This is a genomic window from Falsihalocynthiibacter arcticus (assembly GCF_000812665.2).
GTDB lineage: Bacteria > Pseudomonadota > Alphaproteobacteria > Rhodobacterales > Rhodobacteraceae > Falsihalocynthiibacter > Falsihalocynthiibacter arcticus.
Genome location: NZ_CP014328.1, coordinates 1 through 21,804, shown reverse-complemented (window position 1 = coordinate 21,804; position 21,804 = coordinate 1). Strand labels below are relative to the sequence as shown.

The window sequence follows — 21,804 nt, the reverse complement described above, 5'->3', positions numbered from 1 at the left end:
TTCATGACTACATTGACCTCACAACAATTAGACATTCTAAGCTTCCACGCTGAAGCCGGCGACCGGATTGCCTATTACAGATCACTAGCATCATTTGAAGTAGCTTATGGAGCTTTGGCGCTCGGAGTGGTCCTTAACGACACTATAGCTGGCGCCGGAGCAAATAGCTTTTTCCTCACAACTGCAACCACTGAGCAGAAAACCATTACGGGCAACGACTTAGCAAGTGTCGGACTTGCTTTGATGGAAGAAGATCTGAAATTACGCATTTTGCGAAATGGGGCTGATCTTAGTGGCGATGATTACGAACGGTATCACAGAGAAGTCTTCGGGAGAGTTGCTGGCGTGAGCGCCGAGGCATGGACGCCCACAATTTTTCTGGATTCTTTTGGTGATGCAATTGAGCGTCAGGATGCTTGGGTAGAGCTAGCAGGATCTGGCCCAATCGCCTCGTACAACCTTATCGTAGCAAGAAGGATGGACGTAACAAACGAGTACTTAGACAACACAACTACTCCTTTAGGTGGAATAGTCTTTTCGGACTTGGACGCTATGACTAAAGAAACAATGCTCGCTATTGGAATCGAGGAAGAGTTCGCTGATTGGTTTATACAATATAGCGTATACTTGGATCGGCTGATAGAAGCTGGGTTTCCCGAAAGCTTCGTCGATTCGAGTAATATCCATGGCCCCTACGGTGTAAATATACCGAGTGAAGGCACCCTTGAAGGTGGTAATCATGGTTCAAACGAGTTAGTCGGCACATCGAACGCTGATGTACTTATCGGTTTTGATGGCAACGACACATTTGTGGGTCAAAACGGTGCAGACCGCCTTTATGGTGGAAACGGTCAAGATACCGCTAATTATTCTGTCGAGAGCGGCCCTATTAGAATTCAACTCGGCGCCCTTCAGAATGGCGCTGAAATAGAATGGGCGGGAGTTGCTGAGGAAAATGACGTCCAGCGGGTCGAGGGAAGCGATGGAGAATGGGATGTCTTAATAGATATTGAGCAAATCATAGGCACCAGCCTTGACGATGTTCTAGAGTTAAATGGAAGATTAGAAGACATTGGAGAAAGCCCAATTGCAAACACCGGTGTTGACGTTGGTAGCAATGGAATTTTGGGTGACACAATTGATTTAAGTGGATTGTCCACCGATGTCGGCGTTAACGTAAATCTTGATGACTCGGGGCTTCTCTGGGTGCGAGAAACAGACAACATGGGGATTGCTGCCCCGAGCTTTCAAGGGTATGGCTTCGAAAATGTTATCGGTACAAACGAGGCTGACACCATTATCGGTAACGTTGGCGACAATACTATCTTCGGCGGTGCCGGAGCCGATACCCTTGAAGGGGGCGGTGGTCAGGACACCATTTATTTCGACGCCGATGATACCTCTGTTCGAGGAGGCCACGGCTATGATGTCGGCTATTTCGGATATTGGGTCCGAGAGGGTTTAGAGACAGATCCAACTGCTAGGTTTAGACCGAGCGAAAATGCTGCCGTTGTCAGTCTTCAAGAGATGGAGCTAGAGGTATTCGTCGGGGGAGCTGGGAACGACATAATCACATCGACTGAAAACACGACGGTAGTTTTGGCTGGTGGTGATGGCATCGACACTTTCAATTTGGAAAGCACTACAGGGGCACCAACCGTTGTCTGGGGAGGCGAGGGTGCAGACATCGTAAACATTACGTCTTCTCACCGTTCGACTGGGATAATGGCCGTTCAAATCGACAACGTCACAGAGGAAAACATCCAGTTTTTAGATCTCGACATGCTTGGTCTTGGGTCTACTTTTGATTGGTCAAGCATTAGTGCAGTTATCATAAATCCAGACGCTGAAGATCGATTTTATATCAATGATGGCAGGCAAAGTAGTTCGTATGAAATATTTGCAGAAGATCATACCGTTCAAATAGAGAGAGAGGGCCAACAATACGGAAGTATTACCTATAATAGCTTTACGAAATACCCAGATTTTATAGACACTAGTCTTTATAGTCGGCAGCGTGTGGGTGAATTTGAACAATCTTTCATTGGGGGTTACGATGGAACTGTTTTTACGACGTCCAACAATTTAACCACCCTTCGGGTTGTAGAATACACAGATATTGCCGGCATTAATTACATTCAAATGTTGGGCAATGTAGATGGCTTGCACGGATATGAAGATGATCCACTCGCTCAAGGTTTAGGTTTTGGCGGTTCTGGATGGAATTTTGAAAGTGACTATGACTATGATCTTTCAAGCGCGGATTTTGTTAGCCAATGGGACAATGGTACGCGTGAGCACTTCTTCTATGCGGACCCAGATACCGAAATAGGTGAGCCTCCTAGCCCATGGTTTATTATCGGGGGCACATTCGAGGGGAGCAGCCTTGTCGAAAATTCTAGCGTCGTCGCCCCCCCAGGGAATTCGGCGGTGTCATTGTTCTCTGCGATGTTCTCGATTCCGATGGCAACATTGAATAGTAGCGGTAGCGAGATATCCATTTCTCTTCCCGATATTAACCCAGGAGGTCCTCGCGGCGGCCGCTATGCGTATTCAACTGGAGACGTCGCTCTAGGTGAGGTCGATGGTACTGTCCGTGTTGCAGACTTCGATCCACTGACACATGCGGTCATTGTTGCAGGGAACCCTATTGACGGAACAGATCTTCCGGAAGGCGTCTCGATCTCGGAGGTTAATGGAAGTGTTGTCATCAATTATTTGGGTGATAATAATATTGTCCTTCGTGGTATAACGCTCGCCGACTGGCAATCCGGGGCTCAAGCTCAAATTCACGGAACACTAGACAGCGATGCGATTTCTGGCAGCTCTGCGGCTGAAGTAATTGTGGGTGGAGACGGGGACGATACCGTGAACGCGGGCTCGGGCGCCGATCTAGTATATCTTGGAGAAGGCAATGATGTGCTTCTCAGTTCTAGGGGGAATAAAGTTGTATCAGGCGGCGCAGGGAACGACGTCATATCTGTGATGGATAGCTCAACTGTTGACGGAGGTGATGGAAACGACACGTTGTTTGGGCATCTTGGCAAGGGTGGCGACCACATTTTCATTGGGGGTAGCGGTGCAGATACATTTGAATTCGCATATGCGGGCTCAAAGGAAGCAGATCAAATCATCGTTGATTTTGAGAGTGGCATCGACACGTTAAAAATTGCCGGACATTCTATTACAGGATACCGACCGACTGAAATTCCTTCGGAATTCAATGTAGCCGAGGTAGATGGCAATGTCGTGATCTCCTACGGAGAGAACGATGTCCACTCCGTTACATTGGAAAACTTGACCATCGATGAACTTCTTGAGGTAACCGAAATACCAGACTCAGCAGTCACAGGCACGTCCAGCGATGATGCGATGGGCGTTGGTCATATAGATTCTGCGGGCAATGAAATAACCAACGGTGCCAATGTTATTTTGGCTTTGGATGGTGACGATATTTTGAACGCTGGAAATGGGGATGACGTTATTTTCCTCGGAGAGGGTAACGACTCCCTCGCCGCAAGTCGTGGCAATAAGATTGTGTACGGCGATGCTGGGAACGACACTATTGCAGTGATCGACAGTTCGGTTGTCGTCGGAGGCGAAGGCAACGATCTTCTGTTTGGACGACTGAACAAAGGGGGCGATCATATTTTCACTGGAGGTACTGGCGCAGACGTGTTTGAGTTTGCATATGCAGGTTCCAAGAATACTGATCAAATCATCACTGATTTTGAACTGGGCGTCGATCAGCTCGTCTTTAATGGCGAAACCCTTTCAGGCATCAATGAGGTCAACCTACCATCCACATATAGCACGAGTGATATCGATGGCAATTTGGTGATTGTTTACGACGCGGAGGGACAGCATTCTGTTACCCTTAATGGCCTCACAGCAAATGAATTCTTCTTGTGATCGAATGCGAAATTGCAGATGAGACTAATAAATGAACAATAATCCGTTTGGGGGGGCGGAACTGCGCCAGGCGCGACAGACGGGTATTTGGTTGCTAAGTGCAATCTTTCTGTTCAGCGTGTTTGTCAACATATTGATGCTCACCGGACCATTATTCATGTTGCAGGTGTATGACCGCGTTTTGGGGTCAAGATCTGAAGAAACGCTCGTGGCATTGTTTCTCTTGGTTGGAATTCTCTATGGGTTGATGGGCCTTCTGGATTATGCACGTGCTGGCGCGCTTCGGCGCTCGGTTTCAGACGGAACTTGATGGACGCGTTTTTGAAGCTGTGATGAAGCGCTCACTCCATCCTCAATTTAGGGCGGCTCCTGCCTCTGGATTGCGGGATTTGGAAGCCTTGCAGACAATGTTCACATCCCCCGCCATGTTAGCGTTATTTGATGTACCATGGACGCCTCTGTTTATTGTGGTCATTTTTGTTTTAAATCCAGTATTGGGCTGGATGGCGCTTGGCGGTGGTGTTTTCTTGATTGTGATAACACTTCTCAATAACTGGCTCACAAGGCGCAAATCGAGCGAAGCACAAATGTCATCTCTGCTCGCGCAAGGTTTTGCAGACCAAGCGCGTCTCGCGACTGAGATTGTACGCTCACAAGGGATGAGCGGAGCAATAGCCACACGTTGGCATAAAATGCGAGACAAAGCCCTTGATCAGACAGTCTATGCCAGCGATTGGACAGGTCTGTTTACCGCCCTGACGAAAGCCTTCCGCCTGTTCCTACAGTCCGCGATGTTGGCCGTCGGTGCGTGGTTGGTTCTGCAAGGGGCCATGACGGCTGGAGGGATGATTGCGGGGTCAATTTTACTCGGACGCGCTCTGGCGCCTATTGAGCAGTCTATCGGTCAGTGGGGAATGGTCCTGCGAGCAATCAGTGGTTGGAATACGCTTGGAGAACTGCTGAAGGATACACCTCCAAATGCTGCATTTATGAAGCTTCCGAAGCCTGAAGCAAAGCTTAGTCTGAAAGGACTTTCAATTTATGCACCTAATGCAAAGCAACCGACCCTCTCAAATATTAATTTTACAATTGCACCTGGGCAGGTTCTCGGAATTATCGGAAAAAGTGGCTCTGGAAAATCAACGTTGGCAAAAACACTCCTAGGTCTACTGCCGCCTGTATCTGGAGAAATTCGCCTTGGCGGCGCAACACTTGATCAATACGATCCAGATGATTTGGGGGCATTCGTTGGCTATCTACCCCAACAGGTTACCTTGTTCACGGGCACCATCGCAGAAAACATCGCACGTATGTCATTGGCGCCCGATGAAGAAAAGATTATTGAAGCGGCGCAGCGGGCCAATGCCCACGATTTGATCCTGTCTCTACCAGATGGCTATAAGACAAATATATTGGGGCAGGACAGCCAACTCTCCGGCGGCCAGCGCCAGCGCATCGCATTGGCGCGTGCGTTTTATAACGATCCAGTGTTGCTGGTTCTCGATGAGCCAAATTCAGCACTAGATGGAGAGGGATCCGAAGCGCTGAACCGAGCTGTGCGCCAATTCAAAAACTCAGATAGAGCCGTAGTTATTATGACCCACCGACCGATGGCTATTTCCGAATGCGATAGATTAGTGGTTCTCGATAATGGGCGAGTCACGGCGGATGGGCCACGAGATGAGGTCATGCGTTCAATGCTGCGCAATGCAGAGGAAGTTAAGCAGGCGTTCGCTGTGGGTGCAAATTCATGAATGCGGATCAACATATCAAACGTAAATGGAATGCATGGATGCCCCTTGGCATTGGCTTTCTCGCGTTACTGGTGCTGGTAGGCGTCTTAGGTGTCTGGAGTGTCAGCACCAGAATCGCAGGCGCAGTAATTGCTTCGGGCATGATTAAGGTGGAGAGCAATCGACAAGTTGTGCAACACCCCTTTGGCGGCGTTGTCGGGGGGATTCTCGCCAAGGATGGAGACACTGTTGAGGCGGGAGAGGTGGTGCTACGTCTCGATGATACCATGCTGCGCTCGGAACTGACTATCGTGGAAGGCCAGCTTTATGAAATTTTGGCACGAAAGTCCCGATTGGAAGCGGAGCGCGATGAGCTCAGTGCTCTAAATATACCCCGCGAGTTAGTTCAGGCAGCCAAAGTCAAACCAGAAATCCAAGGGCTCATTGATGGGCAAAAACGACTTTTTGATGCACGTGCGGACTCTCAGCGTAAAGAGGCGGACCAGATTACCGAGCAGGTCAATCAAACTCATAACCAGATCGCAGGCGCGCAGGCGCAGTTGGCAGCCTTTCAGAAACAGGAAGAGCTGATCAATTCAGAGCTGAAGGACAGCCACACACTTTTAGAAAAAGGCCTCGCTCAGGCATCACGGGTTTCTTCATTGCAGCGAGAGCAAGCGCGTCTATTGGGTGAAGTCGGCAGTCTGAATGCAACAGTTTCTCAACTTCGAGGACAAATAGCGGCGCTGAATATTCAGATGTTAAAGCTCACTACGACGAGGCGAGAGCAAGCCATCACGACTTTACGCGATTTACAGTATCAGGAGCTAGAGTTCACTGAAAAACGTCTATCGGCCCGCGAGACACTATCGCGTATGGAGGTGCGCAGCCCTGTAAGTGGCGTGGTCTATGGGTCGCAAGTATTTGCACTCTTGGCCGTCGTCTCTCCCGCGGAACCAATTATGTATATCATCCCGCAAGACCAACCTTTGGTCGTCGCCTCCAGGGTTGAAGCTATCCATATTGATCAAGTACATGTTGGCCAGGAAGCTACTCTGCGCTTCACAGCATTTGACCAACGTCAAACGCCAGAAATATTTGGGCGAGTATTACGTCTGTCACCCGACGTATTCACAGATGAAGTCACCGGCATGTCCTATTATCAGGCGGAGCTGCTGCCCAATGAGGGTGAATTGGTAAAGCTTGGAGGACAACAGCTCTTGCCGGGAATGCCCGTAGAGGCATACATTCGAACGTCCGAGCGTTCGCCGCTCAGTTATTTAGCCAAGCCCTTCATGGACTATTTTAACAAAGCCTTCAGGGAGAGTTGATCCACAAAAAAAAACGGTTTGGTGGCATGCGGCTAGGAACTAAATATTCAGCTGTCGCTAAGGTTCGTAGGGCAGGGCACAATCTGGCTCCACCTTAGAATTTCCATCTGTGCTCGATGCGTCGACAGGTGCGTGCGATATGGCCTGCCCCCTGAGGCTCCCTCCAGCTTGCGCTGTGTCTTTGGGGTTAAATCAGTGACTTTAGGGCGCTAATAACCAGCCGAAAAGTGTATCGTTGTTATCTTTGTGCTCCGGCTGCCAATCACTGCACTTAGTCCAACTTGAGACAGCCCTGTCTTAGCTCCGACCCGCTTGATATCTTCCGGTGAAAACTCTGTTGGGGGTGGGAATGGGGGCTGTCTCATTGATCATCCCCCAGTGTCGGTCGATGGACGCCGGCTTCTTTCATGATGTTGTACACTGTTGCTCTAGAGACCTTATAGTGTGTCGAGATCATCTGCGGACCGATGCCACGCTTGATGTCAGCGATAATTTTTTCCTTCTTCTCGTCGGAGATGGGTTTGCGACCCTTATATCTACCAGCCTCCTTGGCTGCGACTATCCCAACTTCCTGACGTTCTTTCATCATAGAGACTTCGAATTCAGCGACAGCGCCAATAATTGTCATGATCATCCGGCCTGTGGGCGTGCTTGTGTCGATATTCATATCCAGAATATGGATCGTGATATTTCGTTCCGCCAGGTCATCATAGATAGAGAGAAGATCTTTGGTTGATCTGGCCAGTCGGTCGATCTTAGTCGTGACGAGCGTATCACCGCGACGCATGAACCCCATCAGCCGGACCAGCTCTTTGCGGTCGTCGACATTTGTCCCGCTAATCTCCTCTACGATGATGTCATCGTCAGACCCAATGCATAATTCTTTCAGCCTTCGGACTTGTTCGTCCAGCCCGGCTTTTTGATCTGTTGTTGAAACGCGTGCGTACCCGAAAACTGCCATATTCTACTCTTTTTGCCTATACTGTCTAAATAGCATGGGGTTAGTTTGCAGAACGATTAAAAAATAGGGAAACTTAAAATAGACAGCAGTAAATGGATGTGAGAAATGGGCCACAATCGCTGTCTATAAGAGACAGGGCCTAAATGGACGAAATATTTTGGCAAAAGGTTTGTATACGAAATCACTCTCTGGTTCAGCGGTAATTCGCATTTACCTGCGTGAATTTCGCCGAGTGGGATTCGAAGCATTTTTTCGGTCGAAACGTCGGTCAGCGGACCCTACCGCGGCTTAGTGTAAGGAAATTTCAAAGCCGTGTTATTCCGAGGTTTTGTCTGATTGGAAACCGGTTGTGACTTCTCGATGCGTCGACCGATTGAAATCACACCTAAGTTCGGTCGTCGGACTCGCCGGTAGCATTAGGAAGTTCGGTGCGTTCTTCTGCAAACTTCGGAAAGAATGTGGTCTTCTTGTCTATTGGGTCTCGCGACCCGGAGTGTTCACGAGCGATTTGACAGACCAATGCCCAAACCGGATCGAAGTCTGTTTTGGAATTTAGTTTTTCACCGACAAGCTCGTAAAGGTCACCCATCGTTACAAGCTTCTCGGCTTCGCCATCTTTGATATCTACGCCAAGTATGTCTTCGACAGCCATCAACAGAGGTGGTCCTGCTTTTTCGACCAGTTCGCAGCCAGTTTAAGGTGGATCAGGGTTTCATTTAGGCTGCCGATCTCATTGGTTCTGTTTTTCTGTCATAGGCTTCATCTGGGGTCAAGATTCCGTGCGTGGAATGTGGGCGTTCTGCGTTGTAGTACGCCATCCACTTTCCAATCCCGGCGCGTGTTTCTGAACCGTTTTCAAATGCGTTCAGGTAAATGCATTCATATTTCAGGGACCGCCAGAGCCGCTCGATCATGCGGTTGTCGACCCAGCGGCCCTTACCATCCATGGATATTTCCACGTCGGCATCTTTCAGCGCCTGTGTCCATTCAAAGCCGGTGAACTGGCTGCCTTGATCGCTATTCATGATCTTGGGCTTACCGTATTTGGCGATGGCCTCGTTCAGGGCTTCGACGCAAAAATCCGCTTCCATACTGTTCGATAAACGCCAGCTCAAAACCTTGCGACTGTGCCAGTCCATAATCGCCACCAGATACAGAAACCCACGGTGCATAGGGATGTAAGTAATGTCGACACACCAGACTTGATTTGACCGATCAATTGTCAATTTCCTCAGAAGATATGGGTAAATCTTATGCTGTGGATGTTTCTTGCTGGTGTTTGGCGTCTGGTAGATTGGCACCAAACGCATGAGCCGCATCAATCGACGTACACGATGGCGGCCACATTCATGGCCCTGCCGCTGCATGTAACGCGCCATCTGACGTGATCCGTACCATGGTGTTTCCAAGAACTGCTTGTCGATCAATTTCATGAAGCGCAGATTTTCGGCACTTTCACCTTTCGGTTGATAATACAGAATCGAGCGCGGCAGCGACAACATCTGGCATTGCCGCCGCAAACTGATCTTCGGGCGATCTCTCTCAATGCACATCCGCCTGCGATCCTTGCTCAACGATCCCAGGCGCGTTTCAAAAAATCCCGCTCCACCACCAGTTGACCAATCTTGGAATGAAGTTTGTCTATCGTAGCATCGTCGACCTGTGCAGGATCGCTGCCTCGTTTGGAAAACCCCGCAGCCATATTCTTAATCGCGGCTCGCTTCCAAGCCCCAATCTGCGTGGGATGCACACCATATTTCTTTGACAACTCCGCCATCGTCATTTCTTCACGGATAGCTTCAAGCGCAACCTTGGCTTTGAAATCGGGCGAATGGTTCTTTCGTTTCGTCATTCTGGATCATCTCTTTCAAAAGTTGATCCACCTTAACTACTGGTCCGAATTCCCGCGACCACCTCTAACATCTCGACGTCATCAAAATCGTCACCAAGGTCTATAGTGTTAAGTCGTTCGGTAACACGTGGCCTGCCATACGGAAAAAGACAGATAGACGTTAACACCAGCACGGCGATTGTTAAGAGTGGCGCAGCGCGGCACCCTTCTCGATGGGCTGCGTGAATAATCTCATCACCGAACCACAACCAGCTTGCAGTAGTCAAAGCGGCAATCAGAAAAATTAACGTTGCACATAAAACTGAAAGCCATCGCTTTTTGACATAAAGCGTTGCTGCAATCAGAAAAAGCAGGCCTATACCAAGTGGAGAAGTGAAGAAATAGTATAGCTCCTCAAACTGATTGATCCTGCCGCTGCTTGGGTCCCACCTTGGGCGGTCTTTGTCACACACCTCAGCAAAGGCTGGTGACGCGACAAGAACCGCAACAATGTTGTAGAAAATCTGCTTCATTCTCGAAATTACCCGGTCATTGTAACGATAGTTGATGTTCGCAGCACCGCCAAAAAAATTCAAGTTGGGCTCAGAGCCGTCACCGAGTCTTTTAGTCAAGTAAAGCCGCGGTTCACACCAATGGGAAAAGATTTGAGACTTGTGGCCGCAAACTCTTTTTCCAATTCATAATCGGGGCTAATTTTTTTCAGGCCCACAAAATCTTTTCCTAGCTTTTCTTATCCCATAACTCACTATCAACCAAATAATAATAACGGCAGGCACGCTAAACCAGCCAAGCCACGGCTCTAATATTTGCTGAATAACTATCAGACCCAGCGTCAGAATAAACTCTGGAATTAGGTTCAATATTTTGGACATGATGGAACACACTTTTTTACAATAATCGCGCCGGCAGCTTGGCGCCAAAGTCATAGAAACCAAAGGGCCTGTTATCATGGCCCCTCCAAACAACTTATTTACAGATGTACTTATAAGGGCACATCGCCCATGGGACCCAGACGTCCAGCTTTTAGAGTCGAGTAATGGCTCACTTTCAAGACAACTTTATACACAGGCTTCTAACTCTGGCCAGTCTTCTCTAATACTCTCTGTTTTTGGCATAGACTGGCACTTCCCCGAAGGACAAAAAGGTTTACTATCGCCACTTAAGGATCGAGTTGCCAAATTTGTCAGATCCAACAACTTGGCAGGTCTCCCCAGTTGGATCTGTATACCTCCCCGGATTCTGCAAAGCGTACTCATTTTTCAGACCGCGCATATATCACTAAGGCAATATTCAGGGCCAAAAAGAATGCTGTCGGGATTAGAGCCCCTAAGAAATCAACTTTACCTACTTCAATTGAATAGAATGTCATCGCTAATAATAGCAGGATATATGGCAAAATCTTGAGCACCCAATTCTTGGGGTAATAATGCGTGCCAATGCCCATGGACAAAATACCGGAAAGATATGTTACGAAAAATGCCGCCATCATTTAGTAGTTTCTCCCCTAATTTATATATGGATAGAAGAAAGGAAATGCAAAACTGGTTTTGTCGCGGGTTAGTTCCGAACTCTTTCGAGAAATGCCATTAACTTGGGCGACGGTGTCGCGAAGTCCGTTGAGTGGGCCTTCTCTCCGTAAAAATGCTGCCTAGGCCGCTTATACTTGCAATCACCGCGAGAACCATAGCGACTATCAGCCTCATTTCCGCCCTGATTCCGTTATAGCCAACTTAATATTGAAAACATGCGGCCGCCGGGTGAATACTGGTTTTGGAGAACGTAACGTGACGAAAATACTCTTTGCATTGGGATGGTTGTTTTCATTGTCGGTTTCTGCGCTCGCGCAAGTTCAACCTGACGAAAAGACAACGCAATTTGTCGCGAATGTTTCAGAAACATTCCTCGATCAATTAGTGAAAGAGGATTTTGCGACAGAACGCGCTTTTATGACGGACCAACTAGCAGCGCACGTATCTGACGACGATTGGCGAAGCGTTCGTCTCCAAGTAATTGAAACTGCGGGCAGAACGCAGCGATATATCGTTCATGGCATGATGTACTATCAAGAAGAAAATTTGTTGGCCGCAGTTGATTTTTCAGGGTGGGCTGAGACTTCGGACACTTTGGTTTGTGGCTTCATGTTGTGGGAATTGCCAGAAGAGAACGTGATCGGATTGGCTCGGTTTGAGCAAAACGTTGTGTCGGTTGATGTCTTTCGTCGAATGCCAACACAAAAGGCCGCAAAAACTATGACCAATTGGCGGTGCCCGGCCAAAATGATTGAAAGCCTCTTAGGAATATCCGTTCAATAGCCTAGCAGGGCTGTTTCGACGCGCTATATATTCGCCGACGGCCTTCGAGATTTGGCACCAAAAAACAGTTACTGACCACTGGATCTAAGCAAGAGGCGCTAAGCGAACGGTTTTAGGGGTCTGCTCCGGCTCAGTGTTAAATCCTACGTTAAGGAATATTTAGCCCTGACGCGGGCACCCCTTTGCGGAATTTACATTGAGACACGGGCTAAGACGCACCATTTTGCTATTTGAGAGCCAATTTTGTATCCATTTCACAAACCTACGTTTGTGAAAGCGGCCATTCGCTGCGCTGCCCATGAACTCACACAGTGCGGACGAAGCCGCCCTTCAACTTCAGTTAATTTTGTTCTTAAAAATTGGGGTTCCGTCAGGCTGATACCCGACAACACCCGGCTCCCACCACCAAATCGGATTGGCCTTAAAGCTTGCTCGATCATCCAGCCCATTTAGCAGCGCCTCAAGTTTAGGATACTGCCCAAGCAGTAGGTCAACTCCGAGTGGCCTGTTCTGTACAAATCGCACGTGCGCTGCAAGAAAGATGTCCTGAATAGAGACGCAATCGGGCTGGAACCCACCGGTTGTGTCGTTCAATTGATCCTCAAGCCACCCAAGTATGTGAGAGAGTTTCTCGACAGACCTTTTCATATGCGCATTGTTCGTTGCGTCGACGCCGGACCATTTCATTTGAGAGACAATTGTTGCCGCATTCCCAAACGTTTGGATCGTAGAGAATGTCAGTTTGTCCTGCCACTCACTGGCGGGGCGGAATGTATGCATTGCAAGGGGTGGTTCTGTTGCCGGTCGGGTTCGATATGTCGAGAGCAGGTATTCGACGATGGTTCCACTTTCCCATAGTGTTTGATCGCCATCCCAGAACGTAGGCACTTGTAGAGTGGGCGTCGCTGCCGCTCTCTCCTCGGCACTTGGCGTGGTAATTTCTTCCCGCCGTTCAAAATCAAGCCCGAGTTCGTCAAGAACAATCCGTACGGCACGCGCAAAGGGCGACCCTGTAGTGAATAAAAGCGCACGCATTGTATCCTCCTGATGAAATCTACTTTGAGGTTAGACTAGCAGAGAGGTTTTGTCACATTGGGCTCTCAACCGACCTTCGTCGACTTGAAGCAAATACTTATTAGGGTGACACGTCTTGGAGCGGAGGCGCGTTTCGTATTGAATCCCGCCTTCGCGCCTGCGCTTGAAATTAAAGATCAACTATTCGAACGACAGTCATCGTTTGCGCTTAAATAAAATGTGCTTCGTCAGTCTTTTGGGCGCCAATGGCCGCTTAAGCTAAGAGAGCGTTTGGCACATCTGGTTGGTCGAATTTTTATGCCGCGTTATGCAGGTTACATTGCGTATCCTACTGCCACAACCCTACGCTGAAACGGCCGCCCGTAACAAAACGGGAACGGCCCTATAAGCGGCGTTATGTAACGCGCCCTCAGGTTGATCGCCCAGACGGAAAAAGGCCCGGGCTTTAGCCAAGATGGGGGAAATCTCAATGAAGAAAATGACTCTAAAATGCTGTTCTCATGCTTAACCAGCAATCGGAAAACGGGATGGCCGATGTGTGGATGAGGTCGACCCTCATTATACTCTTGATTACCTAAAAAAAACCGGAGAAAGATCCGGCACAAGTTCTTATTAAGGAGACGTGGCCGTGAGACGACTTATTTTTGTTTTGGCCTTTTTGGCCAGTCTAGTCATCACGTCTCATGCCGAGGCCAAAGAAGTTTGCACCATTGTGATGGACGAACTGGCCGTTGAAGTGTTGCTACGCAATGGCGACTGCGACAGTCGTGTAACACCAGCGTCTACATTCAAAATCTCACTTGCACTCATGGGGTTTGATGCGGGTGTATTGCAGGACGCATATACCCCTCGCCTCCAATTCCGTGAAGGCTATCCAGACTGGGGCGGTGACAACTGGCGTCAAACTACTGATCCACAGAGATGGATGAAATACTCTGTCGTTTGGTTCTCGCGTCAGATCACCCCGATATTGGGTATACCGAGACTAACGGAATATGCATCGTCCTTTGGCTATGGGAACGCCGACTTTAGCGGCGATTTCGCGCAAACCAACGGCCTTGAACGGGCGTGGATGACCTCATCCCTTCAAATCTCACCTCGTGAGCAGATCAATTTTCTATCACGGATGCTACGCTATGAACTACCTGTTTCGAAGGAAGCCGTTGATCGAACCTTGGAAATCATAGAATTCACAGACACCGCTGGCAGCTGGCGTGTTTGGGGAAAAACAGGCACGGCTTATCCCCGTGGGGATACTGGCCGCTTTGACTATTCACAAGGCTGGGGCTGGTTCGTCGGTTGGGCGCGTCGCGGTGAAACAAAACTCGTTTTTGCGCATCTGATACAAGACGAACAGCGCCACGCGGAATCGCCGGGATTGCGTGCACGCGCCACGTTTATTGGTGGTTTCGATGATCTCGTAGCAGAGGCCTTGAAATGAACGTGTATCCCCAAATAATTGTGGCCTCCGTTTTCCTGAATCTCAGTTCAAACATTGCTTGGGCCGATGAAGTGAATTTGGAGGGCCTGACATGGACCGAGCAGAAATGTGTACTTTATCAAAGCGCTTGGAATTGGGCATATGACAGTATCGGTCCTGAAGGCGTAAGTGCCGAATTTATCGCGCAAAACGATAGTTTCATGGCAACCGGGTGCACTGAACGGACCGTAGTCTGCCCTCGCAGTGATGAAGAACTCGATATGGCAAATATGCTAACAGTGATGACAATGAATGAGGGCATGGCAAGCACATTTGTTCCCTTCACATGCCGAGAAGAAGCCCAGTAGGATTGGTCAGAAAGAAGGCATTTACAGCCACTCCAAAAAACGACCGTTTGTTGAACGTTTCCCTAAAGCTGCCATTGCACAGGTTAAATTTCAAGACGTAATGTCCGGAGAACATCCTTGCAGCGCCTCCAGAGATTTAAATGGTGGCACCTCTTGCAGTACACTGTCGGTCACATCCAAACAGTAAGCAATTTTGCGAATTCGATCCGCAATTGCTCTGAAACTGGATGGCAAGTCTTCATACCGTCCCGGATTATAAACGCGTGCCAAGATAAAAATATTCGGATCTGGCGGGTAATTTGCGAAAACTCCGCAATACCTGAAAGCAGAACCTGTTTCCCGATCTATGGCACATAATGCTGAAAATGATGGGCTATCTTCAGATGGAAGATAGAATAGCTGGACATAACTTGTTGGCGAAGTACTTCTGGCTTCATATCCATCAAATGTGAACTCTTCGGGCGTAATAGCTGAATAGTTGAAAACCGACCCAGGACCGGACTGCGCCCAAAGTTTAGTAATAGGCTGAGACTTCACGCGGATATGCACGACCGTACCGTGCAAGACTGGGTCGTTGTCAATGATGTCATCTAACCAATCAGCACGGTTGAGCGGGATGAAATGCGGGTCCCGTCGGAGACTCTCAGGATCCACCCCCAAATCAAAGAGCCTTGTATTCATTTGCATGAAACTTGATTTGGAAGCCTCTTGAGCAACGGCATCGAATGAAAGTGCGGCGAAAAAAACAATTGCCGTCGAAAAGGAGAATGAGATTTTCCGTAGACTCATATTTTAATTCCATGCGTTAGTCATATGTGCGCACCCATTTGACCACTATTCGATTGGTCAGGTGCCTGCAACTTTGTGTATGCGTGCTTTCTGGCCCCCTGCAATTGAAATTCGGCCCATAAATCGAAATGCTTTGCTAATAAGGCACTACCTTACTTTCTTCTGTAAATGTCGCAGTATCAACTGTGTTAGGCCTAAAACGCGACCTATCAGGGGTTTGATGCCGAACCCTTGTTGAAGTGATGCCCGAGCAGCGGGCAAAGTCGATGCCGGTCGCCATCGTCTCCCCCGAAAAGCCGAGCTCAAGTCCGACTGTTAAGGCCTTTTCAGAATGGTTAAAACCTTTGCTAAACAAAATTTCATAATGACGCTGCTGGTTTTCTGATGGCCTACCGCGTCTTTGTGAATAGGACCTCACGCAATTTAAGTTGTCAGTTGCACCTGTTAATGTGACCTCAAGTTGGGTGGTTAGCGTTTGCTTTTCATGAGGCGAGAGCGTGGCTTGCGAATGCTCTAGATGTAACAACGGGATCGACGCCAACGAATACAATCCCGACCACTCCAACCTGTGCGCCGCTGCGCACACCGGTAGGTAAAAGGTGATGAGAAAGTAACCCAGTTTGTCACTTGCAGCTCAATTCTAGAGACCTTTTCGATGGGTCATTTGCCCTGCATCCATCTTTAGTGGATGGCCTCGATGTTTAGATTATCATCGTGAGCCCCTTTGAGAAGCGGTTCGACGTGCAAAGAAAGAGGCGCAATAGCAATTCCAAGCGCAACTTTGGCATCATACAAAAAATTCGCAAATGCTTCTACAACAGGGTGCGCGTGCCAATTGATACCCCCAGAAAAACCGAAGGAGCCAAAGTAGTCAAGCGAGTGGCGCATTATCGTGGTGTAACGGCACATAATGCTCGCATGCAGGGCAAGCCAGCAGCCCCATTTGAGTGGTCCAATTTGAAAGTTCCTAAACCCATTTTGCACTCTTCATACGGCGCCACAAAGCCTATGCCGTGAACTCATACCGCTAACCTGCCGTTCGACATAATCTCGTTATGCCGCAGCGGGGTTATAGAAAACGGTCATTCAAACCCTAAGACGTCTAGTGCCTCAAGGCTGCCAATGAGACATTTTGATCCTTGCCTAAGTATTTGACCCAGCTATGTTTGGCGAAAAATAGTTAAGGTTATTAGATGAATATTGCGATTTGTGGCTGTGGAATTGGTGGAATTTCCGCCGCGATTTTTGCCCAAAGACTGGGATTTAATGTGGCGCTGTTCGATCAATTTGAAGTGCCTAAACCGGTGGGGTCCGGACTGGTTATCCAGCCGGTTGGGTTGCGTGTTTTAGAGCAATTGGGTGCCGCAAAGGCCGCTTTAGCTAAAGGAGCCAAAGGGTTTCGCATGCTCGGACATGAGGCCAAAAGCGGCCGTCTGGTTTTAGATGTTTCCTACGGCGAAAAAGGTGGTGAGAATTTCGGCTTGGGTATTCATCGTGCCAGTTTGTTTGGCGCTTTGATGGAAGTTGCAGAAGCCGAGGGGATCAAAGTCACGGGGAAACATCGCGTGGTTTCCACAGATGTTAACGACCAAGGTCGATTTTTGACCTTTGAAAATGGTACATCTGTCGGGCCATTTGATCTCGTGATCGACACAATGGGCGTTGGCTCTCCTGTCAGTCCGCTAATCTCGAAATCGTTGCACTATGGCGCAATTTGGGCGACCGTAGACTGGCCAGATGATTGCGTCTTGCAATACGATTGCCTGCAACAACGCTATCGTCGTGCATCCAATATGATTGGGGTTTTGCCGATTGGAACGATGCCCGGTGAGAACAGGAGAAAAGCTGCGTTGTTTTGGTCAGTTCCCCGTACCAAAATTGAGCAATGGCAAAATAGTCCAATCGAAGAATGGCGCGCAGAAGCCACCAACCTTTGGCCGGAGTTGGCGCCCTTTACGGCTCAAATTACCGATCACAGCCAAATGACGCCTGCGGTTTATTCCCACGGCAGCCTGCGAAAACCGTTTGGCGACCGCATTCTCCACATAGGCGATGCCGCGCATCGTGCGAGTCCGCAATTGGGGCAGGGTGCCAATATGGCGTTATTGGATGCCGCCGCCTTGATGAAATGTCTGAAGGCGTTCCCGCTGGATCAAGCGTTATCAAAATACACCAAAGCCCGCAGGCGACACACGAATGCATATCAAGCGATGAGTTGGGCCTTCACTCCAATGTATCAATCCAACAATCGTGCTTTACCAATTCTGCGAGATTACGTTTTGGGCCCTCTCAGTAGAATACCACCAGCGCCCAAAGTTTTAAGCAGCCTAGTAAAGGGAACCATGATCAACCCGATGCGTGGGCTGCCTCCAATGTAAATAGATTGGCCCAAGCACCGCAATATCGTTGCAATTAGTGCCGTGGACGCAAAGCTTGAGAAACCGGAGGCTCACATAGTCCGTGTAACAAACCGTGGAGCCAGTGGCTGATCCGTAACTGTAAATCGCCCCGTTACTCAGAAGGGGTATGGCAAGATGTCGCTGAAACCCCCATTGAACTAAAGCGCCTAAAACCTGTTATGTAACGCGCCTTTCAGGTTGAACACGCTGGCCCATCACTCCAATTTTCGGACACAGGCGAGGCGGTTATGCACTGTAGTAATACTATGGTAATACTACAGTAAGTAGAAAGTGGGGTAATCTGGTAAAACACCAGACTGAAGCCCCCATCTATAATAAAGCGCGAACATCGTCTAAGGGGTGTTAAAACAGAAATCATTCAGCCTTCTGTCTCTCCAAGAACGTTTCAACAAGGAACGTAGCAACTGCGCCGGCCGTGTTGACGGCAAGGCTCGCGTGGCGCGGCGAAGGCTTTACGGGTAGTCTGCCACCGCGTCCATGGGAGTCCGATAAGCGGTTTCTCAAAGTGCCTATTCCACTCACAAGATTCATAGCACCACCTAAAATAGCTTTGATCGGCTCTTCCGTGTGTTGGCTGGGCGCAAGGTTCAAAGCCTTTGCAGCGGATGCATACAGTTTTGGAAGATCGGATTTGTCAGAGTAAGTTTCTCCCAGCTCATCAAGGATGCGCTTTGTCACAGTCTCAAGCAGGGTACGCGCAACCGTGATAGCGCCCTCTGGATCAGAGTTACGCCGCTCAAGCGCTTTTGCCCAAACAGCATGAACACCATCTGCATCGAAGACCTCCAGTATGTCAGAGGACGGTTTATCAGCGGGTGAGCTGTTACGTCCTTCCAAATGATCCATCAACGGCGTGAAAGCTCTGCCGATAATCTCACGGCGCTCCGCATAGGATGGGGCTTCGTTCTTTATGAACGGCCAGAATGCATCAAGGCTTCGGTATGTCCGCACAAACTTGGGCAGCAGATCGCGAATAACGGGGTCAGCCATCAACTCACGACGCAAGAAGGCATAAACGCCGTTGTCGCCTGCGCCACCTGTTGCGCGTGAAGTCAAAATGCCTTCCGCCATTTCCACACGTTCAGTGACATCGTCTGGTATGTCGTCAAATCCACTCATTTACTCAAACCCTCAATCCTTCGCACTGTCTGTATGCTAACCTTGAACAAGCTGGCAATCTCTCGAAGTGGGCGGCGTTCTTCGTCGCGCATACGGATCACCTCAGCTTTTTGATCAGGCGATAGGGCAGGGGGACGACCACCGATGCGGCCACGCTTGCGGGCTGCGGCCAAACCTTCGCGGGTACGCTCTGCTATCCTGCGGCGCTCAAAATGGGCGATGGATGCAAAGACGTGGAAAATAAGCTCTCCTGCGTGCGTGGTGGTGTCAATGTCCTCCGCCAAGGAACGGAAACCCGCGCCACGCTCTTTGATGGCCTCCACAATGTCGAGAAGATCGCGCAAGGAACGAGCAAGACGATCATACTTGGTCACGATAACGATGTCGCCGTCACGAAGCTGGTCTAGCAACTTTTCAAGCTCTGGCCGCTTGGCCTTCGCACCGCTTACAGTCTCCGAAAATATCCGCCCCGCGCCCACTACATTCAAGGAATCAATCTGGGCGTGCAGGTTCTGTTCTGCGGTCGAAACGCGAGCATATCCTATAATCATGCCCCATGATGCCAAAAACCCTCCAAAACTCAAAGTGTTTTGTCATAGGTTTTTGGAACGGCTAACTGGTTGATTTTCCGTGTGTAGAGCAGGGGGTGCCAAAAACGAGCGTTTTTGGGAGACAACGGGCGAGGGTGGTTTTTCCGAAAGCGGTCGTTGGTAGGTTGCGCAGCGAAAGTCGGCAAAGAGCCCATTCTTGACTGATGCTGCAAGCTGCACGAAGGTCGGCTGTGGGTAGTAGAGCGTATTAAGTTAACGGTCGTTTACTTGTTACACTTTGGGGAAAATTCACCTCATACCAAACACTTTTCTCAACTGAAGACTGAACGGTGCTCGTACAAGAACCAGATTTGAACATCATGTTACGGGCCTGATGTGATACACGTTTGAAGGGAGCGCGGGTGAGAGATCAAACAAACGGCTTCCAATGTTTTTTGAAATATTGTTCACTGATGTTGTTAATCTGATTTCGAGATATTTTTATATTATAAGGAAAAATCATGAAAATATTCATATTTTTGGCAACCCTCTTTATGGGATCAAACGTCTACGCGGACTCTTCGAAATTGCCAAATTTCCAAGAATACCAGAAGCAAACACAAGAGCTAAGAGCTGAATCTGTATTCGGGTTAATGAAACTTTTAGGGGGTGACGGTCCGACAGGCTGGGAAAAATGCTTGAGGACAGCATGGGAACTTAGAGAGAGGTGCTTCGCAGAAGGTGGAAATGCTTATGAGTGTGAGATTCACCAAGAGAATCAAAAAGCGTTTTGTGATTGGATGTACGGCGGAATAAAAACGCCTTGATCCTTCCTAATAAGAAGTTGTTGCGCGTCATCAAAAAGTTAACTTAGCATAATTTAGCTCACCGGATCGGCGGCGGGTGCAAAAGCGGACATTGAATTGGAAGCTGGCAAGGTCAGCTTCGTCCGCAATGCTGACCTTAGTGTATTTTGCAGCGAAGGTCCGTTTTCCGCGGCGGGCTCAACTGATCGACGCAACACACTGGGCGAACTTCTCAGCTGGGGTTAGAGGTGGTCCTGCTTTTTCGACCAGTTCGCAGCCAGTTTAAGGTGGATCAGGGTTTCATTTAGGCTGCCGATCTCATTGGTTCTGTTTTTCTGTCATAGGCTTCATCTGGGGTCAAGATTCCGTGCGTGGAATGTGGGCGTTCTGCGTTGTAGTACGCCATCCACTTTCCAATCCCGGCGCGTGTTTCTGAACCGTTTTCAAATGCGTTCAGGTAAATGCATTCATATTTCAGGGACCGCCAGAGCCGCTCGATCATGCGGTTGTCGACCCAGCGGCCCTTACCATCCATGGATATTTCCACGTCGGCATCTTTCAGCGCCTGTGTCCATTCAAAGCCGGTGAACTGGCTGCCTTGATCGCTATTCATGATCTTGGGCTTACCGTATTTGGCGATGGCCTCGTTCAGGGCTTCGACGCAAAAATCCGCTTCCATACTGTTCGATAAACGCCAGCTCAAAACCTTGCGACTGTGCCAGTCCATAATCGCCACCAGATACAGAAACCCACGGTGCATAGGGATGTAAGTAATGTCGACACACCAGACTTGATTTGACCGATCAATTGTCAATTTCCTCAGAAGATATGGGTAAATCTTATGCTGTGGATGTTTCTTGCTGGTGTTTGGCGTCTGGTAGATTGGCACCAAACGCATGAGCCGCATCAATCGACGTACACGATGGCGGCCACATTCATGGCCCTGCCGCTGCATGTAACGCGCCATCTGACGTGATCCGTACCATGGTGTTTCCAAGAACTGCTTGTCGATCAATTTCATGAAGCGCAGATTTTCGGCACTTTCACCTTTCGGTTGATAATACAGAATCGAGCGCGGCAGCGACAACATCTGGCATTGCCGCCGCAAACTGATCTTCGGGCGATCTCTCTCAATGCACATCCGCCTGCGATCCTTGCTCAACGATCCCAGGCGCGTTTCAAAAAATCCCGCTCCACCACCAGTTGACCAATCTTG

Annotated in this window: 16 protein-coding genes and 2 pseudogenes; 8 read left to right on the top strand and 10 right to left on the bottom strand. The window is 49.0% G+C overall.

Annotation, left to right across the window (positions count from 1 at the left end; genetic code table 11):
* The first annotated feature begins 3 nt into the window (after positions 1–3).
* The 3 genes and pseudogenes from RC74_RS21390 (at position 4) to RC74_RS21380 (ending at position 6,976) form a co-directional block, all read left to right on the top strand.
* On the top strand, positions 4–3,912 hold the full coding sequence (locus RC74_RS21390; protein ID WP_156477580.1) for a calcium-binding protein: 3,909 nt from the start codon (positions 4–6) through the stop codon (positions 3,910–3,912).
* A gap of 31 nt (positions 3,913–3,943) precedes the next feature.
* Positions 3,944–5,666, top strand: a pseudogene (locus RC74_RS21385) (type I secretion system permease/ATPase).
* Positions 5,663–6,976, top strand: a complete 1,314-nt coding sequence (locus tag RC74_RS21380; protein ID WP_039000069.1) for an HlyD family type I secretion periplasmic adaptor subunit — start codon at positions 5,663–5,665, stop codon at positions 6,974–6,976. The pseudogene RC74_RS21385 and the gene RC74_RS21380 overlap by 4 nt, the downstream one beginning before the upstream one ends.
* A gap of 361 nt (positions 6,977–7,337) precedes the next feature.
* On the opposite strand, the gene RC74_RS21375 is transcribed toward RC74_RS21380, so the two are convergent.
* The 5 genes from RC74_RS21375 to RC74_RS21350 form a co-directional block, all read right to left on the bottom strand.
* A complete protein-coding gene (locus RC74_RS21375; RefSeq protein WP_039000070.1) occupies positions 7,338–7,937 on the bottom strand; it encodes a recombinase family protein in 600 nt (199 codons plus the stop codon).
* A gap of 385 nt (positions 7,938–8,322) precedes the next feature.
* Positions 8,323–8,592 carry an acyl carrier protein gene (locus tag RC74_RS21370; RefSeq protein ID WP_218918150.1) on the bottom strand — a complete coding sequence of 90 codons (270 nt, stop codon included), beginning with the start codon at positions 8,590–8,592 and terminating at the stop codon, positions 8,323–8,325.
* 61 nt (positions 8,593–8,653) lie between these two features.
* A protein-coding gene (locus tag RC74_RS21365) for an IS3 family transposase (RefSeq protein ID WP_156477579.1) occupies positions 8,654–9,789 on the bottom strand; the annotation gives its coding sequence in 2 pieces (ribosomal slippage) (positions 8,654–9,522 and positions 9,522–9,789; 1,137 coding nt in all).
* A gap of 32 nt (positions 9,790–9,821) precedes the next feature.
* Complete coding sequence (locus RC74_RS21355) at positions 9,822–10,364, bottom strand: hypothetical protein (RefSeq protein ID WP_062628420.1); 543 nt, start codon at positions 10,362–10,364, stop codon at positions 9,822–9,824.
* Positions 10,365–11,041: 677 nt separating this feature from the next.
* On the bottom strand, positions 11,042–11,278 hold the full coding sequence (locus RC74_RS21350; RefSeq protein ID WP_039000077.1) for a hypothetical protein: 237 nt from the start codon (positions 11,276–11,278) through the stop codon (positions 11,042–11,044).
* 295 nt (positions 11,279–11,573) lie between these two features.
* Between RC74_RS21350 and RC74_RS21345 the strand changes: the two genes are divergently transcribed.
* Positions 11,574–12,101, top strand: a complete 528-nt coding sequence (locus RC74_RS21345) for a hypothetical protein (protein ID WP_039000078.1) — start codon at positions 11,574–11,576, stop codon at positions 12,099–12,101.
* 336 nt (positions 12,102–12,437) lie between these two features.
* Here the strand turns inward: RC74_RS21345 and RC74_RS21340 are convergent, their stop codons facing one another.
* Positions 12,438–13,136, bottom strand: a complete 699-nt coding sequence (locus RC74_RS21340) for a glutathione S-transferase family protein (RefSeq protein ID WP_052274569.1) — start codon at positions 13,134–13,136, stop codon at positions 12,438–12,440.
* Between the two features lie 628 nt (positions 13,137–13,764).
* Here RC74_RS21340 and blaOXA point away from each other — a divergent pair.
* Together blaOXA and RC74_RS21330 are read left to right on the top strand one after the other, a co-directional pair.
* Positions 13,765–14,577, top strand: coding sequence for a class D beta-lactamase (blaOXA, locus tag RC74_RS21335; RefSeq protein ID WP_052274570.1), 813 nt, complete (start codon positions 13,765–13,767; stop codon positions 14,575–14,577).
* Positions 14,574–14,924, top strand: coding sequence for a hypothetical protein (locus RC74_RS21330; protein WP_039000079.1), 351 nt, complete (start codon positions 14,574–14,576; stop codon positions 14,922–14,924). The genes blaOXA and RC74_RS21330 overlap by 4 nt, the downstream gene beginning before the upstream one ends.
* Positions 14,925–15,014: 90 nt before the next feature.
* On the opposite strand, the gene RC74_RS21325 is transcribed toward RC74_RS21330, so the two are convergent.
* The gene (locus RC74_RS21325; RefSeq protein ID WP_039000080.1) at positions 15,015–15,713 is read right to left on the bottom strand and encodes a hypothetical protein; all 699 of its coding nucleotides are present in this window, start codon (positions 15,711–15,713) and stop codon (positions 15,015–15,017) included.
* Between the two features lie 1,193 nt (positions 15,714–16,906).
* Here RC74_RS21325 and RC74_RS21315 point away from each other — a divergent pair.
* A complete protein-coding gene (locus RC74_RS21315; RefSeq protein ID WP_039000065.1) occupies positions 16,907–18,091 on the top strand; it encodes an FAD-dependent oxidoreductase in 1,185 nt (394 codons plus the stop codon).
* Positions 18,092–18,487: 396 nt separating this feature from the next.
* Here the strand turns inward: RC74_RS21315 and RC74_RS21310 are convergent, their stop codons facing one another.
* Together RC74_RS21310 and RC74_RS21305 are read right to left on the bottom strand one after the other, a co-directional pair.
* Positions 18,488–19,252 (bottom strand): abortive infection family protein, encoded by a 765-nt coding sequence (locus RC74_RS21310; protein ID WP_062628419.1) that lies wholly within the window; start codon positions 19,250–19,252, stop codon positions 18,488–18,490.
* Positions 19,249–19,818 carry a recombinase family protein gene (locus RC74_RS21305; RefSeq protein ID WP_236940101.1) on the bottom strand — a complete coding sequence of 190 codons (570 nt, stop codon included), beginning with the start codon at positions 19,816–19,818 and terminating at the stop codon, positions 19,249–19,251. Before RC74_RS21305 ends, RC74_RS21310 begins: the two co-directional genes overlap by 4 nt.
* A 485-nt stretch (positions 19,819–20,303) precedes the next feature.
* On the opposite strand from RC74_RS21305, the gene RC74_RS21300 reads away from it, so the two are divergent.
* Entirely contained in the window at positions 20,304–20,609 is a 306-nt protein-coding gene (locus RC74_RS21300) for a hypothetical protein (protein ID WP_039003166.1), read from the top strand.
* A 283-nt stretch (positions 20,610–20,892) separates the two neighbouring features.
* Here the strand turns inward: RC74_RS21300 and RC74_RS22000 are convergent.
* Positions 20,893–21,800, bottom strand: a pseudogene (locus RC74_RS22000) (IS3 family transposase); the annotation flags it as partial.
* Positions 21,801–21,804: the final 4 nt, after the last annotated feature.

Coding starts and splice junctions, on each gene's coding strand:
- RC74_RS21390 (WP_156477580.1), top strand. CDS start 4: ATGACTACATTGACCTCACAACAATTAGACATTCTAAGCTTCCACGCT.
- RC74_RS21380 (WP_039000069.1), top strand. CDS start 5,663: ATGAATGCGGATCAACATATCAAACGTAAATGGAATGCATGGATGCCC.
- RC74_RS21375 (WP_039000070.1), bottom strand. CDS start 7,937: ATGGCAGTTTTCGGGTACGCACGCGTTTCAACAACAGATCAAAAAGCC.
- RC74_RS21350 (WP_039000077.1), bottom strand. CDS start 11,278: ATGATGGCGGCATTTTTCGTAACATATCTTTCCGGTATTTTGTCCATG.
- RC74_RS21340 (WP_052274569.1), bottom strand. CDS start 13,136: ATGCGTGCGCTTTTATTCACTACAGGGTCGCCCTTTGCGCGTGCCGTA.
- RC74_RS21330 (WP_039000079.1), top strand. CDS start 14,574: ATGAACGTGTATCCCCAAATAATTGTGGCCTCCGTTTTCCTGAATCTC.
- RC74_RS21325 (WP_039000080.1), bottom strand. CDS start 15,713: ATGAGTCTACGGAAAATCTCATTCTCCTTTTCGACGGCAATTGTTTTT.
- RC74_RS21315 (WP_039000065.1), top strand. CDS start 16,907: ATGAATATTGCGATTTGTGGCTGTGGAATTGGTGGAATTTCCGCCGCG.
- RC74_RS21310 (WP_062628419.1), bottom strand. CDS start 19,252: ATGAGTGGATTTGACGACATACCAGACGATGTCACTGAACGTGTGGAA.
- RC74_RS21300 (WP_039003166.1), top strand. CDS start 20,304: ATGAAAATATTCATATTTTTGGCAACCCTCTTTATGGGATCAAACGTC.